24 protein-coding genes are annotated in these 17,587 nt (G+C 58.5%); 11 read left to right on the forward strand and 13 right to left on the reverse strand.

The window, feature by feature from the left end; genetic code table 11:
• Nucleotides 1-51 precede the first annotated feature (51 nt).
• A complete protein-coding gene (locus AD669_RS11190; RefSeq protein ID WP_053120443.1) occupies nt 52-981 on the forward strand; it encodes a ZIP family metal transporter in 930 nt (309 codons plus the stop codon).
• A 6-nt stretch (nt 982-987) separates the two neighbouring features.
• On the opposite strand, the gene AD669_RS11195 is transcribed toward AD669_RS11190, so the two are convergent.
• The 4 genes from AD669_RS11195 to AD669_RS11210 form a co-directional block, all read right to left on the reverse strand.
• Complete coding sequence (locus tag AD669_RS11195; RefSeq protein WP_053119664.1) at nt 988-1,716, reverse strand: NAD(P)-dependent oxidoreductase; 729 nt, start codon at nt 1,714-1,716, stop codon at nt 988-990.
• Between the two features lie 75 nt (nt 1,717-1,791).
• The gene (locus tag AD669_RS11200; protein ID WP_053119666.1) at nt 1,792-2,184 is read right to left on the reverse strand and encodes a GFA family protein; all 393 of its coding nucleotides are present in this window, start codon (nt 2,182-2,184) and stop codon (nt 1,792-1,794) included.
• Between the two features lie 33 nt (nt 2,185-2,217).
• The gene (locus AD669_RS11205; RefSeq protein WP_053119668.1) at nt 2,218-2,466 is read right to left on the reverse strand and encodes a DUF6555 family protein; all 249 of its coding nucleotides are present in this window, start codon (nt 2,464-2,466) and stop codon (nt 2,218-2,220) included.
• 184 nt (nt 2,467-2,650) lie between these two features.
• Complete coding sequence (locus tag AD669_RS11210) at nt 2,651-3,874, reverse strand: zinc-dependent alcohol dehydrogenase (RefSeq protein ID WP_053119670.1); 1,224 nt, start codon at nt 3,872-3,874, stop codon at nt 2,651-2,653.
• 187 nt (nt 3,875-4,061) lie between these two features.
• Here AD669_RS11210 and AD669_RS11215 point away from each other — a divergent pair, with 187 nt between their 5' ends.
• Together AD669_RS11215 and AD669_RS11220 are read left to right on the forward strand one after the other, a co-directional pair.
• Entirely contained in the window at nt 4,062-4,763 is a 702-nt protein-coding gene (locus AD669_RS11215; protein WP_053119672.1) for a glycosyltransferase family 2 protein, read from the forward strand.
• A gap of 24 nt (nt 4,764-4,787) precedes the next feature.
• On the forward strand, nt 4,788-5,033 hold the full coding sequence (locus AD669_RS11220; RefSeq protein WP_053119674.1) for a hypothetical protein: 246 nt from the start codon (nt 4,788-4,790) through the stop codon (nt 5,031-5,033).
• Here AD669_RS11220 and AD669_RS11225 read toward each other — a convergent pair.
• Nucleotides 5,024-5,248 carry a hypothetical protein gene (locus AD669_RS11225; RefSeq protein ID WP_371262373.1) on the reverse strand — a complete coding sequence of 75 codons (225 nt, stop codon included), beginning with the start codon at nt 5,246-5,248 and terminating at the stop codon, nt 5,024-5,026. The genes AD669_RS11220 and AD669_RS11225 overlap by 10 nt on opposite strands.
• Before the next feature lie 206 nt (nt 5,249-5,454).
• Between AD669_RS11225 and AD669_RS11230 the strand changes: the two genes are divergently transcribed.
• The gene (locus AD669_RS11230) at nt 5,455-5,886 is read left to right on the forward strand and encodes a DNA methylase (RefSeq protein ID WP_053119676.1); all 432 of its coding nucleotides are present in this window, start codon (nt 5,455-5,457) and stop codon (nt 5,884-5,886) included.
• Nucleotides 5,887-6,198: 312 nt separating this feature from the next.
• Entirely contained in the window at nt 6,199-7,296 is a 1,098-nt protein-coding gene (locus AD669_RS11235) for a catalase family protein (RefSeq protein ID WP_053119678.1), read from the forward strand.
• 6 nt (nt 7,297-7,302) lie between these two features.
• Here the strand turns inward: AD669_RS11235 and AD669_RS11240 are convergent, their stop codons facing one another.
• The gene (locus AD669_RS11240) at nt 7,303-7,785 is read right to left on the reverse strand and encodes a MaoC family dehydratase (protein ID WP_053119680.1); all 483 of its coding nucleotides are present in this window, start codon (nt 7,783-7,785) and stop codon (nt 7,303-7,305) included.
• A 36-nt stretch (nt 7,786-7,821) separates the two neighbouring features.
• Nucleotides 7,822-8,439 carry a LysE family translocator gene (locus AD669_RS11245; protein ID WP_053119682.1) on the reverse strand — a complete coding sequence of 206 codons (618 nt, stop codon included), beginning with the start codon at nt 8,437-8,439 and terminating at the stop codon, nt 7,822-7,824.
• A 149-nt stretch (nt 8,440-8,588) separates the two neighbouring features.
• Here AD669_RS11245 and AD669_RS11250 point away from each other — a divergent pair, with 149 nt between their 5' ends.
• On the forward strand, nt 8,589-9,047 hold the full coding sequence (locus AD669_RS11250; protein ID WP_053119684.1) for an Lrp/AsnC family transcriptional regulator: 459 nt from the start codon (nt 8,589-8,591) through the stop codon (nt 9,045-9,047).
• Between the two features lie 134 nt (nt 9,048-9,181).
• On the forward strand, nt 9,182-9,418 hold the full coding sequence (locus AD669_RS11255) for a hypothetical protein (protein ID WP_053119685.1): 237 nt from the start codon (nt 9,182-9,184) through the stop codon (nt 9,416-9,418).
• Nucleotides 9,419-9,476: 58 nt separating this feature from the next.
• Here AD669_RS11255 and AD669_RS28095 read toward each other — a convergent pair whose 3' ends face one another.
• The 3 genes from AD669_RS28095 to AD669_RS11265 all read right to left on the reverse strand — a co-directional run bounded on the left by AD669_RS28095 (nt 9,477) and on the right by AD669_RS11265 (nt 10,970).
• On the reverse strand, nt 9,477-9,635 hold the full coding sequence (locus AD669_RS28095; protein ID WP_082341425.1) for a DUF2986 domain-containing protein: 159 nt from the start codon (nt 9,633-9,635) through the stop codon (nt 9,477-9,479).
• Between the two features lie 33 nt (nt 9,636-9,668).
• Entirely contained in the window at nt 9,669-9,992 is a 324-nt protein-coding gene (locus AD669_RS11260; RefSeq protein ID WP_053119687.1) for a gamma-glutamylcyclotransferase, read from the reverse strand.
• A gap of 69 nt (nt 9,993-10,061) precedes the next feature.
• Nucleotides 10,062-10,970, reverse strand: coding sequence for an alpha/beta fold hydrolase (locus AD669_RS11265; RefSeq protein ID WP_053119689.1), 909 nt, complete (start codon nt 10,968-10,970; stop codon nt 10,062-10,064).
• 215 nt (nt 10,971-11,185) lie between these two features.
• Between AD669_RS11265 and AD669_RS11270 the strand changes: the two genes are divergently transcribed.
• Together AD669_RS11270 and AD669_RS11275 are read left to right on the forward strand one after the other, a co-directional pair.
• Nucleotides 11,186-11,653, forward strand: coding sequence for an anti-virulence regulator CigR family protein (locus AD669_RS11270; protein ID WP_053119691.1), 468 nt, complete (start codon nt 11,186-11,188; stop codon nt 11,651-11,653).
• Nucleotides 11,654-11,866: 213 nt separating this feature from the next.
• Nucleotides 11,867-13,411, forward strand: coding sequence for an arylsulfatase (locus AD669_RS11275; protein WP_053120447.1), 1,545 nt, complete (start codon nt 11,867-11,869; stop codon nt 13,409-13,411).
• A 48-nt stretch (nt 13,412-13,459) separates the two neighbouring features.
• Here the strand turns inward: AD669_RS11275 and AD669_RS11280 are convergent, their stop codons facing one another.
• From AD669_RS11280 to AD669_RS11290, 3 genes are all read right to left on the reverse strand, one after another.
• On the reverse strand, nt 13,460-13,747 hold the full coding sequence (locus AD669_RS11280; protein WP_053120449.1) for a barstar family protein: 288 nt from the start codon (nt 13,745-13,747) through the stop codon (nt 13,460-13,462).
• 182 nt (nt 13,748-13,929) lie between these two features.
• Nucleotides 13,930-14,352 carry a VOC family protein gene (locus tag AD669_RS11285; protein WP_053119693.1) on the reverse strand — a complete coding sequence of 141 codons (423 nt, stop codon included), beginning with the start codon at nt 14,350-14,352 and terminating at the stop codon, nt 13,930-13,932.
• 51 nt (nt 14,353-14,403) lie between these two features.
• Nucleotides 14,404-15,852: an L-lactate permease gene (locus AD669_RS11290; protein WP_053120451.1), complete on the reverse strand. Its 1,449-nt coding sequence runs from the start codon at nt 15,850-15,852 to the stop codon at nt 14,404-14,406.
• Between the two features lie 132 nt (nt 15,853-15,984).
• Here AD669_RS11290 and AD669_RS11295 point away from each other — a divergent pair, with 132 nt between their 5' ends.
• Nucleotides 15,985-16,467 carry an Lrp/AsnC family transcriptional regulator gene (locus AD669_RS11295; RefSeq protein ID WP_053120453.1) on the forward strand — a complete coding sequence of 161 codons (483 nt, stop codon included), beginning with the start codon at nt 15,985-15,987 and terminating at the stop codon, nt 16,465-16,467.
• A 277-nt stretch (nt 16,468-16,744) separates the two neighbouring features.
• Nucleotides 16,745-17,440, forward strand: coding sequence for a class I SAM-dependent methyltransferase (locus AD669_RS11300; RefSeq protein ID WP_053119695.1), 696 nt, complete (start codon nt 16,745-16,747; stop codon nt 17,438-17,440).
• Nucleotides 17,441-17,587: the final 147 nt, after the last annotated feature.

A 17,587-nucleotide genomic window follows, 5' to 3' on the forward strand; every position in this document is an offset into this window, starting at 1 on the left:
GGGGCAATGATCGTCGATTGATCAGTGAAAACACATTGAATGGTGGGAATGATGTCCGAACCTGCAACGCCTTCCGAAACGTCTTCACGAAACTGGTTTAGCCATCTCACAAACGCTGGCTGGGGAGGTCGCGCCTTCTGGCTAGCGCTGGCGTGCGTGGCTGTTTTGTTGATGGTCAGCGGCTATGGCGCATTTGTCGGCGCCAACAAGGCGAATCTTTATTTTGCTTTTCTGGGCGGGCTGTCCGGATTTGGCGCCACCGCATTAGGGGCGGTGGTGGCGATAGCGTTGCGCGACATTGCTGCGCGTACGCAAGACATCATGCTTGGGTTCGCGGCCGGCATGATGCTTGCCGCCAGTTCTTTTTCGCTGATTCTGCCGGGCATCGAAGCGGCACAGGCCTTGTGCGGCAATCAGTTGCTGGCGGCTTGTGTGGTGGTGGCCGGGTTGGCGCTGGGCGTGGCGCTGATGGTCGGACTGGATCGCTTCGTGCCGCACGAACACGAAAAAAGCGGTCGGCGCGGGCCTGAAGCGAAGCGCATCAATCGAGTCTGGCTGTTTGTATTGGCAATCACTCTGCACAACCTGCCGGAAGGCATGGCGATTGGTGTGAGTTTCGCCAACGGCGACATGCAGGTGGGGTTGCCGCTGACAACCGCCATCGCCATTCAGGATATTCCCGAGGGGCTGGCGGTTGCGCTGGCACTGCGTGTAACGGGGCTTTCGGCATTGCGAGCGGCGCTGATTGCCGTCGCTTCAGGTCTGATGGAACCCATCGGCGCCATCGTCGGTCTGGGCGTTTCCAGCAGCTTCGCGTTGGGGTATCCGATCGCTCTTGGTCTGGCGGCTGGCGCGATGATTTTTGTGGTGTCCCATGAGGTCATTCCGGAGACCCATCGCAATGGTCACGAGACGCCCGCGACCCTTGGATTGATGCTCGGTTTTGGGGTGATGATGTTTCTCGATACGGCGTTGGGTTAGCGCGCGTCATTTGCCCTCAAGAATCTTGAAAGCATCATCCAGCGGCGCATAGCCGACGACTTTTCGCGTTTCATCGATCGAAAGACGCTTGTATCGATTGTCCGAAACGCCATGGACAACGTGGAATCCGTTCAGCTCGCTTTCCACGCAATCGCGCAGCAACGCGACGACATCCCGCACACTGATAAACGCCGCAACGTCCCTGTGGCTGTGCGCTTCACCCGGGTGAAACTCGTTTACGTTGGCAATGCGCACGGCGACGGTGGTCATCGCACCGTCGTTGGCATGCAGCGATGCCAGTGCTTCGCCGAACGCTTTGCCGACCCCGTAAAGATTGCCGGGCCGGGGCGCCATGTTTTCGTGGACTTGTACATCCTTGGGGTAGCCTTCGATGGCCTGAGCGCTGCTGGCGAAGATGAAGCGCTTGCAGCCTTGCGTCTTCGCGGCGAGCAGCATGTTGTAGGTGCCAACGATATTCACCGGCAGGACGGAGGTTATGAAATCCGCGTCCGGATTCGGATCGGCCGCCAGGTGAATGACGGTGTCGATGCCTTCGCAGGCTTCATGGCAACGGGATAAATCGGTGATGTCGAGGGCGAAACGTTCGCTGGAATCGGCAAGTTTTGATACGTCTATATCGGCTAAGCGCAGAACCAGTTCATCGCCATACGCTTTGTAGAAGGCGCTGCCGATCTTGCCGGCAGCACCCGTGACTAATATTTTTCGTGTGCTCATGTCCGTATGTCCTCAGGGTGAGATTCCATTCTGGTTCTCGACCGACCGATGAGTAGCATCCTCCTTTGCTTCCAATCAAGGTGTTTGCCAAACCCCACCCTCAGCAACAGGCACATCGTCCAGTTCGTAAGGGTTTACCCCTTCGAGGCAGCCGACATTGATGCCGAACTCTTGCGGGTTGGTGCTGCGTCGATGGTGCGTGTAGATCCCGCAGTTGCCACAGAAAAAATGCTCGGCTACGTGCTTGCCGAACTGGTAGGTCCGGAGCGCCGATTCGCCCCGGATCACCTTTAAGTCCACCGCCGGAACCGCCGCCACGACCGCGCCTTTGCGTTTGCAAAACGAACAATCGCAACGGTGCGGGGCCGGGAGACCGTCAGGCAGATGCAGCTCAAGAATCACCGCGCCACAGTGGCAGCTGGCGCGGTGATCGACGCGGATGTGTGTGTTGCCGATTTGTTTAAGCATCGCAGTCCACCTCTCTGGTCTGCCGCATAAAGCTCAAGCCTCTGTCCAGTCCACGGTCGCCGTTTCACGCCACTTCACCTCCGTGACGCCGAATCGCTCGGCCTGAGGCTTGGATACGACTTTCAATGGCGGCTTGCCCGCTTTCGGAATCGGCGCGATGCCGGCATCACAACTCGCCCAATGCCAGGCATCGGCATTGCGCATGGTTTTCGCGCGTATGACGAAAGACTTCGGCTGCCCGTGAAGTTTGTATTCAATGACGAAAATGTCTGTCTGGCTCATGAGTTACTCCTTACGCTCATACGCCAATGAGTGGTGTCGAGAGAAAAAAATTCCAAGAATTTTTACGATGCGAACGACGCGGATACCAGCGCCGCGAAATCAACGCAAACTGCTTAAAAAAAGGAACCAGAGGACTCGCAAAAACTCTGAATCCTCTGCTCCTTTTTTAGCCGCTGAATGAAGCTTACGTAGCCAGAACCGCAACGCCGTCATCAAGCTCGGGCAAGGCAATGTGGCTGTCGCCTGGCGTCAGAATGACCTTGCGGCAATCCTCCTCACGTTTATCGAAAATCCTGTAGCCCTCGGCAGCCTGTTCGAGCGACATGCGATGGCTGATGATCACATCGGGGGAGAGCCGGCCGGTTTCGATGTGCCCGAGCAGTTCCGGGAGGAAGCGATGAACGTGGGTCTGGCCCATTTTGAAGGTCAGGCCTTTATCGAACGCGTCGCCGAACAGAAAGCCATGAATGAACCCTGAGTAAACGCCCGGGACACTGACAATGCCACCACGTCGAACGGCGGCGATGCACTGGCGCAAGGCTTTGCCGCTGCTGCCTTCGAGTTTGAGGGTGGCGAGGACGGTTTCGGTGGTGCTGCCTTTCGCTTCAAAACCCACCGCATCCACAGCACCGTCAACGCCACGCATGCCCTTGGTCTGGCGGATGATGGTGTCGGCGGGGTCATCGTCCTCATCGAAATTGATCGGGATCACGCCATAGGTTTTCTGCGCATAGGCGAGGCGATAGGGGTGGTGGTCGACCATGAAAATCTGCTCGGCGCCGAGCATCCGCGCACACGCGGCGCTCAACAGACCCACCGGGCCGGCGCCATAGATCGCCAGGCTCGAACCCGGTCCGATGTCTGCATTGGTGACCGCCTGCCAAGCGGTGGGCAAGATGTCGGAAAGGAACAAAACCTTCTCGTCCGACAGGGTGCCCGGCACCTTGAACGGCCCGGTGTTGGCTTTGGGGACGCGTACGTATTCTGCCTGGCCGCCGGGCACGCCACCGTACATATGGCTGTATCCAAACAGCGCCGCTCCGGAAGGAATGGCTTTTTTATTGAGGATCGCGCCACGGCCGGTGTTGGTGGTTTCGCAAGCGGCAAACAAATCCATCTGACAGAAAAAGCAGCTGCCACAGGCAATCACAAAAGGGATCACCACGCGGTCGCCCGGCTGCACGGCAGTCACCGCTGACCCCGTCTCTTCGACGATGCCCATGAACTCATGGCCGAAAATGTCGCCGTGCTCGACGGTCGGGATTTTCCCCCGATACAGATGCAGGTCGGAGCCGCAGATCGCCGTCGCGGTCACGCGCAGGATGATGTCGTCGCTTTGCTCGATAACCGGATCAGGAACCGTGTCGACTTTGACGCTGTGCGCGCCGTGATAAGTGAGTGCTCTCATGACGTCTTACCCGCTTCAGCTGGATGGTAAGTGGGAGAGGAGGAACGGCGAACGTAAGTTCATAGATTCAGGGACACAAATGACTGGCGGTCGCCGACGCGGACACTTGTGCGATTTTTTAAACCTAATGGCTTAGCCACCGGTCGACTGCAGGAGCCTGTAACTCTGATAGCCGGAGGTAGCGTTAATGATCGGTGTCGTGATCCCTGCACATAATGAAGAGCGCCATATCAGGGCCTGTCTTGAGTCGGTTCTGTTCGCGGCGGAACATCCTGCATTGGCGGGCCAGTCGGTCTCGGTAGTGGTCGTCCTCGACGATTGCACTGACCACACCGGGCGGATCGTTTCAGCGCTGGGCGTGAGCACGATCGTGGCCTCTTTTCAGAACGTGGGAAAGGCGCGAGCCACCGGCGCAGAGCACTTGCTGGCCGCTGGCGCGAAATGGCTTGCCTTCACCGATGCCGACACCGCCGTGCCCGCCGATTGGCTGGCACGGCAGATTGAATTCAAGGCCGATGCCGTCTGTGGCACCGTCGAGGTGGACAGCTGGAACGAGCACGGTGAGTCGGTTCGCTCAAAGTACCTGGAGCATTATCAGTTCATCGAAAACCATCGGCACATCCACGGTGCCAATCTCGGTCTGAGTGCCGAGGCCTACCGAAACGCGGGCGGGTTCCAGCATCTCACTGCCCACGAAGACGTCCATCTGGTGGGTGATCTCACGCGGATTGGTGCTCATATCGTCTGGACAGCGACGAACCCGGTGGTCACCAGCGCTCGCAAGGATTACAAGTGTCGCGGCGGATTTGGTGAGTACCTGGCTAATTTGAGTACGTCACTGGCCGTGCCTGTGCTTGATCAACAAGTCAGTACCGGTGTTTCTCTTTGACGCGAATGTAGGCGGGAGCGGAAATTGCAGTACATCGATTGGATGCAGTGGCCGGCCATGGTCATTACGGTAGCCTCTGCCTGGTTTATCGGATCGCAACGAGCCTATCGGCGAATGATCGCTTTCTGGGGATTCATCCTCAGCAATGCGCTCTGGGTGATTTGGGGGCTGCACGCCGACGCCTACGCGCTGATCCTCCTTGAGTGCATCCTTTTGGGGATGAATGCCCGAGGCTTCAAGAAGAATTTCGACGGCCACCGTCAGTCTTGAGCTTGTTGGTTTTCCTTGCCCTTCGCGTTTTTCCTCAGCCCGCGCAGGTTCATCAGAAACAGACAAATCTGCAAGACGATCAACGCGTACGCCCCGGCATAGGCGCCCCAAATCACCCACAACACATTGCTCAGGCTAAAGCAGATAAAGCCGAACATTCGCTTTGCCGGTCGCTGCGACCCGATCAGCCATGCGGCGAGAACGGTCACGACCATCGCTGGCCATTGCACCCAATCCAGATCAGCCAAAATATCCTCCTGGCACAGTACGGTTTATGCATTTGGGCTTGACCACCTTCCTGTAGTTAAACCTTAGGTGTCCTGCACGAATAAGGGTTCCTTCACCGATTCTCGCCACTGGATCGTTCGCAGTCGTGTCGGGTCTAGATGCTGACTGAGAGATATCGCAAAGGGCCAGACAGGTGAACAAAGCAATCAGCGCACACGAGTTGAACATCGACCTGCAGGGTGGTGAAGAAACGGCCCTGTTCAAATGGCTGCTCGCCAGTTTCTTGATGGGTAAGAGAATTCAGGGCGCTATCGCTGCCAAGGCCTATCAGGTGATCGTTGAGCAGCACCAGCGCGATACGCCGCAGAAACTGGCGCACTGCAGCCATCGACAGTTGGTCGTGATGCTCGGCCAGGCTCACTACGTGCGTTACGACGAATCAACGGCATCGCGGTTGCTCGCATTGGCGCACAAGCTCAACGCCGAATACGACGGCAAGATCGGCAATATCGTTGAGGCGAGCGCCGATCGTCAGGCCTTCGAAAAACGTCTGGGTGAATTCGAAGGGATCGGGCCCAAAACCGTCGAGATTTTCATGCGCGAAGCTGCCGCAGTGCTTTTTTGAACCGGGCAGCGAGCGCGGAAATAGAAAGCACCATCCTCAAATAATTCATTGTTTTCGACGTTCAGTATCGTCGCTGACCGTCCGTCGTCTTGCCGCTCACTCGATTGAACATACGTTCTTGCTCCCCTGACAGATAAGTCTGCGCCGACGAATTTTTCCGTCGTCTGGCTAACGTACAAGCACTTCGATGCGCGTGATAACGGCTGGACAAAAGTGGTACTCAAACCAGCGGCTTGACGCTCCACGCGTTGCCTTCGCCGGCTGTATTACGGCCGGCGTTTTTCGCTATTCGATCGAGCGGAGAGACCTTCCATGAATGACCTTCCAGTAGTGAGCATTGCCGCCAGGCCGTTGCCATTCGAGCCTGCTTTCGAGCAGATCCCCGACGACGAGGCACAGACCATCGAGGAACTGAACAAAGCGCTGCATTCCATTATGGAAACCACGTTCAAGGACAATGGACACGCCACGCGCAGCGTTCACGCCAAAGCCCATGGCGTGCTGCGGGGGCGGATCACGGTGCTCGACAATCTGCCGGTCGAACTTGCTCAAGGCGCCTTTGCGACGCCGGGAACGTTGCCGGTGGTTTTGCGTTTCTCGACCAATCCGGGCGACATTCTTGATGACAAGGTGTCGACCCCGCGCGGTTTGGCACTGAAAGTCATTGGCGTTGACGGCCCGCGGCTGCCGGGCAGCGATGGAACGGTGACGCAGGATTTTGTGATGATCAACGCCAAAGCCTTTACGTCGGCCACACCTAAAGCATTTCTCAAATCGCTGAAGTTGCTGGCGAAGACGACCGATAAAGCGCCCGGTCTGAAGAAAGCGTTTTCTGCATTACTGCGCGGTGTTGAGGCGGCGATTGAGTCAGCCGGCGGCGAAAGTGGCACGCTGAAGAGTCTCGGCGGCCACCCGCAAACGCACATTCTCGGCGAGAGTTTCAGCACGGTCGCCCCGATCCTGTATGGCGCTTACTACGCGAAAATTGCAGTCGTGCCGATTTCTCCCTCACTGACGGCGTTGACTCATCAGCACGTCGACTTTGCCGACAACCCCGATGGCCTGCGCGCAGCGGTCAAAGCGTATTTCGCGCAGAACTCGGGGGTGTGGGAGGTGCGCGTACAACTGGCCACAGACCTTGAGAAAATGCCGATCGAAGACGCCTCGGTCGAGTGGCCGGAGAAACTCAGCCCTTACCTCACCGTCGCGCGAATCGAAGTCGATGCGCAGGACGCCTGGGCCAGCGACAACGTCGAAGCAATTGACGACGGTATGTCGTTCAGCCCGTGGCATGGTTTGGCTGCGCATCGGCCGTTGGGCGGAGTCATGCGGGTACGTAAACCGGCCTATGAAATGTCGGCCGGGTTTCGCGCGGAGCACAATGGTTGTCCGATGCAGGAACCTCGTTGAGCTCGATCATCGGGTCTGGCGCGAGCGGTTGCTTGGATCACCTTCTGCCAACATGCGCTTCAGGCATTCCCGCTCCGGCGCGCCGGGCAACACACCGGTGGTTGTCGCCAGCAGTACAGTGACGCCTTCGCCATTGACGACGCTGACCTCGGCTCTCGCGTGCCCGCGCTCAGCAATGTCGGTGATCAACCACTGGCAGGTGATCTGTTCTTCGGCGTACACCGGGCGCTTGAATTCGAAACTCATGCCACTGGCCAGCCAGCCAATCTGCCCGCCAATCTCGGTCATCAGGCTGGCCGTCAGCAGGCCGTGGGCGACGGGCGCCTTGAACCGGCGTAATTGCGCGTATTCAGCGTCGCAGTGCACCGGGTTGTAATCCCGCGAGATCTGCGCAAATTGCTGGATATCGTCGTAGGAGAAACAGCGGACAACGCTGAAACTGTCTCCGACCTTCAGGCCCTCGGCGGCACGTTCTCTCGGCGTTTTCATAGGCTTCCTTGAATAGGCATTGGCTCGAAGGATAGGTCAGGCACGCAGTTGTTCAATCAGCAGCACCAGCGCGATCACGATCATGATCGCCCCGGCCGATCGACTGACCACGCGTGCGGCGGCCGGACGGGCCTGAAGCACGACTTGCGAGCCGAAACCCACCAGCAGATAAATCACTCCGCAACTGACGGTGTGCACCAGCCCGAGCGCGATCATCTGCGCAGGCACTGGCCAAGCTGCGGCGGTGCTGGTGAATTGCGGCAGCAGCGCGAGAAACAGCAAGAACACTTTCGGATTCAACCCGCTGACACAAAAGCCCTTGAAGGCCCAGCGCGCCCACGAATCAGTGCTCTGGCTTGCATCAGCGTGCGGCGTGGGAGGGCGGGCTAGCAGATTAGCGCCTAACCACAGCAGATAACCGGCGCCGGCCACCGTCAGCACCGACAAGGCCAGAGGATGATTGGCGACCAGTGTGCCGACACCCGCCGCGACAATGACGGTTGCGAGCAAATGCCCGGACAACAGCCCCGCCACGGCAGGCATAACGACGCGATGCTTCAAGCCTGCGGAGATCGCGTACGCCCAATCGGCACCCGGTGTGATGACAAATAGAATCGACACCGCCCAGAACGCGGCAAACATGCTCAAAGTCATGGCGTCACCCAGGGTCGTTGATTGGAGGTGGTTTTGATCATCGTTGCTTCCTGAACAGTGTTTTGTGCCAAGGAAGAATAATGAAAACCGGCTAGAATCTTCTTTCAAAGATGATCGTTGTGGCGTCGCAAATTGGAAGGTTTTACTGAATGGACAGAATTGATCGCAATATTCTTGCTGAGCTGCAAAAGGATGGTCGGTTGTCGGTGACTGAACTGGCGGATCGCGTCGGGTTGAGCCTTTCACCCTGTCATCGCCGCGTGCGGGCGTTGGAGGAGTCGGGGGTGTTGCTGGGTTATCGCGCGCAACTCGATCCTGCTGCGCTGGGCCTCAACTTTTCCGCGATGGTGTTCGTCACCCTGCGCGAGGGCAATCGTCAGGCTGTCGAAGCGTTTGAGACGGCGCTGGTGGAGATTCCACACGTGGTGGATGCGCAACGGCTGTTTGGTGAGCCTGATTATTTGCTGCACGTCATCACTGAGGATCTGCCGGCGTTTCAGCGTTTGTACGACGAGAGCCTGTCGACGTTGCCCAATGTGCAGCGGCTGACATCGACGTTGGTGATGAAGCGGGTGGTGCAGGATCGGCCGTTGCCTTTGGGCGTTTAAGAGAGGGGCACTGCGCACCCCGGCGGGGATAAATCCCCTCGCCACAAGGGGCTACATTGTGATTCGGTTGAACTAAAAGCTGACCGGCTCGTCAGGATATTAAGTCGTCCATTCAACCACTGACGGATATCCGCATGCACACCTATACCCTGGAATACCTGTTCAACGGCGAGCCGCGTAGCCACACCTTCGAACTCAAAGAAACCCATCTGGCCGAGCATGAAGCGGCCATGCATCTACTGGAGTTGCATTTGGGCGATGCCGAAAACGGTTTGCTGATGCCCACGGCAGACGCCACCCCGGAAGAAATTCTGGAGCAGGCCGAGCGGGTAGGGTTGACGCAGATTCGCGTGGTCAATCAAACGCGATAAGGGCAGCGCCGATTGCAGTGTGCGTTGCAACACTGCAATCGGGCCTGAAACGCGGGGATCAGCTTTCGGCGGTTTCGCCTGGGGTTGCAGCGGCCTCGGCGTCCAGCTTCAGGCGGTCAGCCTTGCTGATGTATTTCGGCTTTTTCGGCGCCAGTTTGGCGCTGGCCTTTTTGGCCTTTTCCTTGAACAACTGCTTGAGTTTCTTTTGACGGTTCATCGGTTTTACTCGGTTTTAAAGGCGCAATAACAACTAGCGAAGAGCGTACACGTAAGCGTCGATGGTTGAGCCGTCTGCCAGAGTCACCTGCGTCAGCAGGCGTTGGTATTCAGAACCTTCGAATTCGTCAAGCGCAGCCCAGTGCTCGGCAAAATGCTCGGAAGAGAACACGTAGCCGGCAATGTCGTCGCCATCGTCGGCAATGATCAGGCCGGGATAACCCAATTCCGCACCCCAACCGGCTTCGGCCAAACGGCCTTTGAGCGTGGCAGTTTCCCAGACACCGCCGATCTTCAGCATGACATGCTCATTCGGTCGCCCCGGGCCCAGGGTTCCATAAACGAATAGACGCTCCACGTTTGCTCTCCGCTGGAAAAGGGGTGAATCCTGACCTATGGATCGAGTCCAGGCAATCAACAACTGGGGTCACAGCGATATAAAGTCCCGAACGGCTTTAATCGTCGGCACCGGTGCCTCTTCCATCAGCCAATGACCTGCCGCAGGAATCACCACTTCCGTGACGTTGTCGGCGGCGTTGCGCATGACGATCGCCTCGTTGTTGCCGAAGGATTTCTCGCCGCCCACCGCCAGTACCGGCATGCTCAAGTGTTTTTGCAACACCGGTTCGTTGTCGAGGGCATCCTGACGAATGCTGCGAAATTGCGCGAAAGCGGCGTGCATGGCGCCCGGGCGCGCATAGAGTTTGGCGTAGTGCTGACGGGTTTGTTCATCGACCTTGGCCGGGTTGCCGGCGAACTCATTCCAGAAGCGGTCAAGGTAGATGCGCTCGCGGCCAGCCACCAAGCGCTCCATGTCCTTGCCACCAAAATCGAAGTGCCAAAGCATCGGCGAACGCACGATGTCGTTCCATGGCGTAATGCCGGGCACGGGCGCGTCCATCACCACCAAACGATCGGTGAGCTGCGGATAGCGTGCGGCGTAGGCAAACGCGACCATCGTGCCGATGTCATGGCCGATGACCACCGAGTGTTCGATCTTCAGCGCGCTCAACACGCCGCGAATATCGCCGGCCTGTGTCTTCTTGTCATAACCGCCCTCGGGGATCGACGACAAACCCATGCCGCGCAGATCCGGCACCACCACCGTGTGATCGCGCGCCAGATCCGTCGCCAGCGGCGCCCACATGTCGCCGGTATCGCCAAAACCATGCAACAGCACCACCGCCGGGCCTTTGCCGCCGACCCGAACGTGCATCGTCGCGCCTTCGACCTTGATGTCCTGCGTCTTGAAGCCTGCGGGGAACGGCGTGATGTCGGCGTGAGCCTGAAGGCTCAGAGCGAGGAGGGTGAGGGCGGTCAGCAAGGGACGGATCATGTCGGTGGCTCCGGATGCGGGTGCGCTGTTGGGGGAATGGAATGAGCGTAGACGTATCCATGGCGGCAGGAGGGTTTTTAACCGACAGCCAGAAGCTGGTCAGGGACGTCAAATCGCTGTGCAGTCGCCTCCTGAACTTGTGCCCGTTCAATCATCTAAGCTGAACGTGCAGCGTCCGGAAAACACGGGAGCACGCAACCATGAAGGAACCTCTCATGTTCAGATTACGCTCAACGATTGCAGCGCTTTCATGCGTTGCGCTGATTGTCGGTTCTACCGCCGCGCTGGCCGATCTCGGTAACGGAAAGGGCCAGGGCAACGGTAAAGGCAACTCGCAAAACGTGCAGAACCAGGGTGGACAGGACGGGCACGGCAACAAGGGCAAGAAGTCCGGTGGCGACTGGGGCAATGGCCCAGGCATCGACCGCGGCAACGTGCTCGGCATTGTCGGTGGCTATCGCGATTACTGGAGCCCGGGGCCGACGTTGCCGCCCGGGATCCAGAAAAACCTCGCACGCGGCAAGCCCCTGCCACCGGGGATCGCGAAGAAACTGGATGGACGCCTCGTCGGCCATCTGCCGCATTACGACGGCTATGAATGGCAGCAGGTGGGCACGGATCTGATCCTTGTCGCGCTGGCGACGGGTCTCATCTACGAAGTACTCAACGGGGCTTTTGATTAACACCCACCAAGGGTGACAGGTCGCCAGAACCTGTCGCCCATTCTGTTAGATCCCCGCATGACGCAACTACCTTTCTTGCTTAATCACCTCCAATGGGTGATTGGCGTCAAATGACAAAACACTGGCGTGATCTGTCAAGTCGGTGAGTGCGCCACAAGGCAGCCTACGGCCACTGCGCTTCACCCGACAACTACAAGAAAGGATCAAACGATGATGAACACGAGCGACCGGCTCAAGCGCTGGTGCGGCGCGTTCGCCTTGCTGGCGGCGGGTATGTCTTCGGCACTGGCGGCCGATAAGCCGAACATCCTGGTGATTTTTGGCGATGACATCGGCATCACCAACATCAGCCGCTACAGCAACGGCATCATGGGTTACCAGACGCCCAACATCGACAGCCTGGCCAAAGAAGGCGTGATGTTCACCGACTATTACGGCGAACAGAGCTGCACCGCTGGACGCGCGGCATTCATCACCGGCCAGCATCCGGTGCGCACCGGCCTGACCAAAGTCGGCATTCCCGGCGCCCTTACCGGGCTCAAACCCGAAGACCCGACCATCGCCGAACTGCTCAAACCGCTGGGCTATGCCACCGGCCAGTTTGGCAAAAACCACTTGGGCGATCGCGATGAATACCTGCCGACCCACCATGGTTTCGACGAGTTCTTCGGCAACCTTTATCACCTCAATGCCGAAGAAGGCCCGGAAGACCCGGACTGGACCAAGAACCCGGCCATGGACAAGCTGTTCCGCCCCCGTGGCGTGATCCGCAGCAGCGCCGACGGCAAGATCGAAGACCTTGGTGCGCTGACCAAAAAACGCATGGAAACCATAGACGAGGAATTCCTCGCCGCGTCCACCAACTTCATGGACAAAGCTGTCAAAGCGGATAAGCCATTCTTCGTCTGGTTCAATTCCACGCGCATGCATTACTACACCCACATCAGCGACAAAGTGGCGGGCAAGTCGGGGCAGGGTGACTACAACGACGGCATGCTCGAACACGACGACCAGGTCGGTCAGTTGTTGAAAAAACTCGATGAACTGGGCGTCGCCGACAACACCATCGTCATCTATTCCACCGACAACGGCGTGCACTTCAACCAGTGGCCGGACGCGGGCATCACGCCGTTCCGTGGCGAGAAAAACACCAACTGGGAGGGTGGTTTCCGTGTCCCGGCGATCGTCCGTTGGCCGAACCACATCAAGCCCGACACCATTTCCAACCAGATCATGTCGCACCAGGACTGGATGCCGACCCTGCTCGCCGCTGCCGGCGTGACGGATGTCAAAGAGCAATTGCTCAAGGGCTACAAGGCCGGCACCAAGGATTTCAAAGTGCACCTGGATGGCTACAACTTCCTGCCGTATCTGGAAGGCAAAGAAGCCAAAGGCCCGCGCACCGATTTCTACTATTTCAGCGACGACGGCAAATTGCTTGGCGTACGAGACGGCGACTGGAAACTGGTGTTCGCTGAGCAGCGCGCGCATAAATTTGATGTCTGGCGCGACCCGTTTGTAGAGCTGCGCATCCCTAAAGTGTTCAACCTGCGCCGCGATCCGTTCGAACGCGCCGACACTGATTCCAACAACTACAACGGTTGGTGGGACAAGAAAGTCGGCGTTGTCGGGTTGCCAGCCATGGCGCGGGTTCAGCAGTTCCTTGCCACCTTCCAGCAGTTCCCGCCACGTCAGCGCCCGGCGACATTTACGGTCGATCAGATGGTCGAGAAGTTCATGCAATACAAGGTGCAGTGATCGGTTAGCAGCCATAAAAAAGGGACGCAAAGGCTGGTGCGTCCCTTTTTATTTCAACACTACAATGGAGGCCTGATCGGGAAACTCGGTCGTCATCTGCTCAAGGCATTTTTGCATCAGCCGCGCATCCCTAGGCAAGTGGCTGGAGAACGCCTGCCATCCTGAAATCTGCAGCTTGAGCGGCATATCAACCAGCCCGGTAATCGCGTCCCAGAACGCATCCCAGTTACAGCCGTACCAATCAGGGAAACCCAGGCTTTCGCGCAGCAACGCGTGAAGTTCGGCGGAACTCGTCACTTCACTCAAATCAATGGTTACAGTCTGTACTCTAGGCATCATCAGCACCTGAACTCGGATCGCGGAAGTGAACGGGACAGCATTGTTGATCACCTATCCTGTGGGAGCCGAGCTTGCTCGCGAAGAGGCCGGCGCATTCAACATTTCTATCGACAGTTACGCCGCCTTCGCGAGCAAGCTCGGCTCCTACAAGGGATCAGCGTTGATTGAGGTACCTGCGTTCAAACCGCCCGCTCACCCAACCGCTGCACCAGCCTCACCAGATACCCGTCCGGATCCTGAACAATAAACTCGCGCTGACCCACCTCCACATCCGCCGCCCGGTACCACGTGTCCTTGCACTCCCGGTACAGCGCAAACCCGGCATGACCCAGTTTCTCGATGACGGGGGCGACCGCCACAACATCAATCTGCAGGTTGATACCTCTGCCAAACGGCTTGCTCAACGGCGCGGTCAGCCATTGACCCGCCTGCGGATCGACTTGCTCCAGCATGACTTGGGCGCCATTGAGATCCAGATAAGCAAAGCCGTCTTCCGGGCGCTGGTAGGCGATGGTGAACCCCAGGCAGGACACCCAGAAATTCAGGCTGTCCGGCAGGTCGGTGACCATCAATTCCGGGACGAGCGTGTTGCGTTTGAACATGAGGTGAATTCCGTTTCGTTGAATATTTCGGCGCGAGTCTATCTCGAATCACTATCCAATCCACACACTCAACACCCCGGCAGCCAAAGCGACCAGCGCCGTATTCAGACACACCAGCGCAAAGCCAAACCTGACCAGTTCACTCTCTTCTTTGGCCTGTGTTTTGGCTAACCCCAAAATCAACATGACGATCGACAGCGAGCCCAATGCCGCATGCCCGGCCGCGCTGTTTTGTACCGCTGCCAACAACAGACGCGAAGACTCGGGCAGCATCGCGATGGCGGGCATGAAGATCGCGTTGCCGCCGACGTTCGACCCGGTCATGTAGCCTGACAGCGCACCCAGCAGTGCAACCAGCGAGGTCGCGGCGCTGGGCGAAAGACCCGCGAGCAATTGCATCAGGCCCGCGAGAAAACCCGCTTTGACCATCATCTGCGACATCGCCAGAAAGAAGAAAATCGTCAGCAACGGCCGTTTGGCGCGCGCAGCCAATCCGCTCAGCATGCCGCTGTCGGTAACGTTTTTTCGCCTGTGAAAGCTTAACCCGATCAACACCAGAAGCAGTGCCACACCGGGTGACGCCAGTGGTTTCCAGCTGACCTGAGCACCTTGCACCACCCAGTGATTCTGCCAACCGGTGATTGCCCACAAGACTTTCAGCGCGACGATGCTGACGATCAACAACAGATACGGCCAAGCCTGACGCGGCCAATGCAGCTCATCGCGTTCGCTCGTGTTGCGAGACCGTCGCCATAGTCCGGCGGACAGTGCAGCGGTCGCCGTCACCAGACCTGCGGCAACACCGGCGACTTCCGGCCCCAGCCAGCGACTGGTGCAATACAACACGCTGATGAAGATCAACCAAAACGCGCCCAGCGCCCGCCATTCCTGCCATTGCCGCGCACCCGCCAGATACAACGCCAACGCTGCCAATCCGAGGAAAACCAGCGCACTGGTCAGCGCCGACGTCTGCGCCAGCATGGCGGCATCCAGATGCGCCAGCGAAGCGCCAATCACCGAGGCCAGGCCCAATGTGCCCCACGGCATGATCGCCATCCCGGTAAGCGCAATGCGCAAGGCAACCCGGCGTTCGAATAGACTCAACAGCAGCGGCACCGTCGCAATCAGCGACACACCGAAACCGGTCATCGCCTCCAGCAACGGCGCCAGCCCGAGCACGATAAACACCACTTGATCGCCGCGCCCCAGTCCCAGCGAACGCACCCATTGGCTGACGACCAAATTGACGCCGAGTCGCTCGATCATCATGACAAACGCCAGCCCCGGCACAATCACGAATGCAGTGCTGGCGAACAACACGGCGGTGTCTTGAGCTGCGCCCAGCAGGCTGCTCGATTGCCAGGCATCAGCTGCGCCTGCAATCCAGAGCACCATCACCAGCAGCGTGCCGGCGACAGCGGCCTGAACCGGAGGCCGGCGCAGCACGACCAACATGGCGGTCACCAGCAAAACAGGGGAGAGATGAAACAGTGCGTCCATGGCCAACATTACCCTGTGCAAATTCTCGATCAGCCGGCGAATGCCGACTGCGAGCAAGATAATATTTCGCACGACTGGATAAAGGTGCGCAGTTTTCTGCTAGTTTTCGAGAAAATTTCTCGCGAGCCCGACATGGTCAAAAGCGTCGCTACACCCCAATCACTGGATAAATTCGACCGTGCCATCCTCGAACTCGTCCAGCGCGACAACGCCATGCCGCTGCGCCTGATGGCCGAGCAGGTCAATCTGTCCACGGCGGCGGTTCAGCGCCGCATCAAGCGGATGGAAGAGGCGGGCGTGATTACCGGCAATGTTGCGGTTGTCGATCCGAATGCGGTGGGTCGCCCGATCACCATCATTGTCGAGGTGATGGCAGAGCGCACCAGCATTGAGGCGCTGGAGGCAATGAAAGCGCACTTCCGGGTGCCCGAGGTTCAGCAGTGCTATTACGTCACCGGCGAGGTGGATTTCGTGCTGGTACTGACGGTCGCCAGCATGCAGGAATATCAGGCGCTGGCGCGGCGATTGTTTGCCGAGAACACCAACGTAACGTGGTTCAAAACCATTGTGGCGCTGGATCGGGTGAAGGTCGGGCTTGAGGTGCCGGCGGGTTGATGCGGCGCGGCTGAAAAAGCTATCGCGAGCAGGCTCACTCCTACAGTTTGAAATGCGTTCCCCTGTAGGAGTGAGCCTGCTCGCGAAGGGGACAGTCGGGCCACCGCGAAATCCGCCGCTTCCGACAAAGCCGAACCACCGGCACCTGCGGCGCAACCGCCAGACGATTCGCTTGAGATGTCCGCAGCCGTTGGGCAAACTCCGCCGTTTGACTGGCTGCCACACCTTCGCGAAGGGTCGCACACCGCCAAAAGCCGTCGCTCGAAGGAGTCTTTTGTTGAACCACAACACCTTGTCCCAACGCCTGGAACGCGTGGCTGCGCACGTACCGGCGGGCGCACGCCTGGCCGATATCGGCTCCGATCACGGCTATTTGCCGGTGGCGTTGATGCGTCGTGGCGCGATCACCTCGGCGGTGGCGGGCGAGGTCGCGTTGACGCCGTTTCGCGCCGCTGAACGCACCGTGCGCGAAAACGATCTTGAGCAACACATCACCGTGCGCCATGCCAACGGTCTGGCGGCGATCAAACCGGGCGACGCGATCACTGCGCTGACCATTTGCGGCATGGGCGGCGAGACGATTCGCGACATCCTCGACAGCGGTAAAACCCATCTGAGCGGTGAAGAGCGTTTGATCCTGCAACCCAACGGCGGCGAGCAGCCGCTGCGTCAGTGGTTGATGGACAACGGCTACACCATCCTCTGTGAAGAACTGCTGCACGAAAACCGTTTCTACTACGAAATCATCGTCGCCGAACGTGCCGGGCCAGTGGCTTACACCGACGAAGAACTGTATTTCGGTCCCTTGCAAATGCGCGCCCGCAGCGCGGCGTTTCTGAGTAAGTGGCAGCGCAAGTTGAAGTACAAACAGAAAACACTGGCCCAGTTCGCCCACGCCCGCGATGCAGTGCCCGAGGCGAAAGTGCAGGACACCGCTCGGCAGGTGCGCTGGATCGCTGAACTGTTAGCTTGAACGGCAGAACCGATCGGGACGGCACGCCTCAAGTGCCGCCGATACGCGGCCCTCGCCAACCACCACAATGCGTTTGCCTGCTCCATTACCCATTTCAACGTCCCTGCAATCAACGAAAAAGTTCGAACTGATGGGTGATTGTAGCGT

Source organism: Pseudomonas sp. P1.31 (assembly GCF_001269815.1).
Lineage (GTDB): Bacteria > Pseudomonadota > Gammaproteobacteria > Pseudomonadales > Pseudomonadaceae > Aquipseudomonas > Aquipseudomonas rustica.

Excerpts from the sequence above, each read along its gene's own strand:
- AD669_RS11190 (WP_053120443.1), top strand. The coding sequence starts at position 52 with ATGTCCGAACCTGCAACGCCTTCCGAAACGTCTTCACGAAACTGGTTT.
- AD669_RS11195 (WP_053119664.1), bottom strand. The coding sequence starts at position 1,716 with ATGAGCACACGAAAAATATTAGTCACGGGTGCTGCCGGCAAGATCGGC.
- AD669_RS11200 (WP_053119666.1), bottom strand. The coding sequence starts at position 2,184 with ATGCTTAAACAAATCGGCAACACACACATCCGCGTCGATCACCGCGCC.
- AD669_RS11205 (WP_053119668.1), bottom strand. The coding sequence starts at position 2,466 with ATGAGCCAGACAGACATTTTCGTCATTGAATACAAACTTCACGGGCAG.
- AD669_RS11210 (WP_053119670.1), bottom strand. The coding sequence starts at position 3,874 with ATGAGAGCACTCACTTATCACGGCGCGCACAGCGTCAAAGTCGACACG.
- AD669_RS11215 (WP_053119672.1), top strand. The coding sequence starts at position 4,062 with ATGATCGGTGTCGTGATCCCTGCACATAATGAAGAGCGCCATATCAGG.
- AD669_RS11225 (WP_371262373.1), bottom strand. The coding sequence starts at position 5,248 with ATGGTCGTGACCGTTCTCGCCGCATGGCTGATCGGGTCGCAGCGACCG.
- AD669_RS11235 (WP_053119678.1), top strand. The coding sequence starts at position 6,199 with ATGAATGACCTTCCAGTAGTGAGCATTGCCGCCAGGCCGTTGCCATTC.
- AD669_RS11240 (WP_053119680.1), bottom strand. The coding sequence starts at position 7,785 with ATGAAAACGCCGAGAGAACGTGCCGCCGAGGGCCTGAAGGTCGGAGAC.
- AD669_RS11245 (WP_053119682.1), bottom strand. The coding sequence starts at position 8,439 with ATGACTTTGAGCATGTTTGCCGCGTTCTGGGCGGTGTCGATTCTATTT.
- AD669_RS11250 (WP_053119684.1), top strand. The coding sequence starts at position 8,589 with ATGGACAGAATTGATCGCAATATTCTTGCTGAGCTGCAAAAGGATGGT.
- AD669_RS11255 (WP_053119685.1), top strand. The coding sequence starts at position 9,182 with ATGCACACCTATACCCTGGAATACCTGTTCAACGGCGAGCCGCGTAGC.
- AD669_RS28095 (WP_082341425.1), bottom strand. The coding sequence starts at position 9,635 with ATGAACCGTCAAAAGAAACTCAAGCAGTTGTTCAAGGAAAAGGCCAAA.
- AD669_RS11265 (WP_053119689.1), bottom strand. The coding sequence starts at position 10,970 with ATGATCCGTCCCTTGCTGACCGCCCTCACCCTCCTCGCTCTGAGCCTT.
- AD669_RS11270 (WP_053119691.1), top strand. The coding sequence starts at position 11,186 with ATGTTCAGATTACGCTCAACGATTGCAGCGCTTTCATGCGTTGCGCTG.
- AD669_RS11275 (WP_053120447.1), top strand. The coding sequence starts at position 11,867 with ATGAACACGAGCGACCGGCTCAAGCGCTGGTGCGGCGCGTTCGCCTTG.
- AD669_RS11280 (WP_053120449.1), bottom strand. The coding sequence starts at position 13,747 with ATGCCTAGAGTACAGACTGTAACCATTGATTTGAGTGAAGTGACGAGT.
- AD669_RS11285 (WP_053119693.1), bottom strand. The coding sequence starts at position 14,352 with ATGTTCAAACGCAACACGCTCGTCCCGGAATTGATGGTCACCGACCTG.
- AD669_RS11290 (WP_053120451.1), bottom strand. The coding sequence starts at position 15,852 with ATGGACGCACTGTTTCATCTCTCCCCTGTTTTGCTGGTGACCGCCATG.
- AD669_RS11295 (WP_053120453.1), top strand. The coding sequence starts at position 15,985 with ATGGTCAAAAGCGTCGCTACACCCCAATCACTGGATAAATTCGACCGT.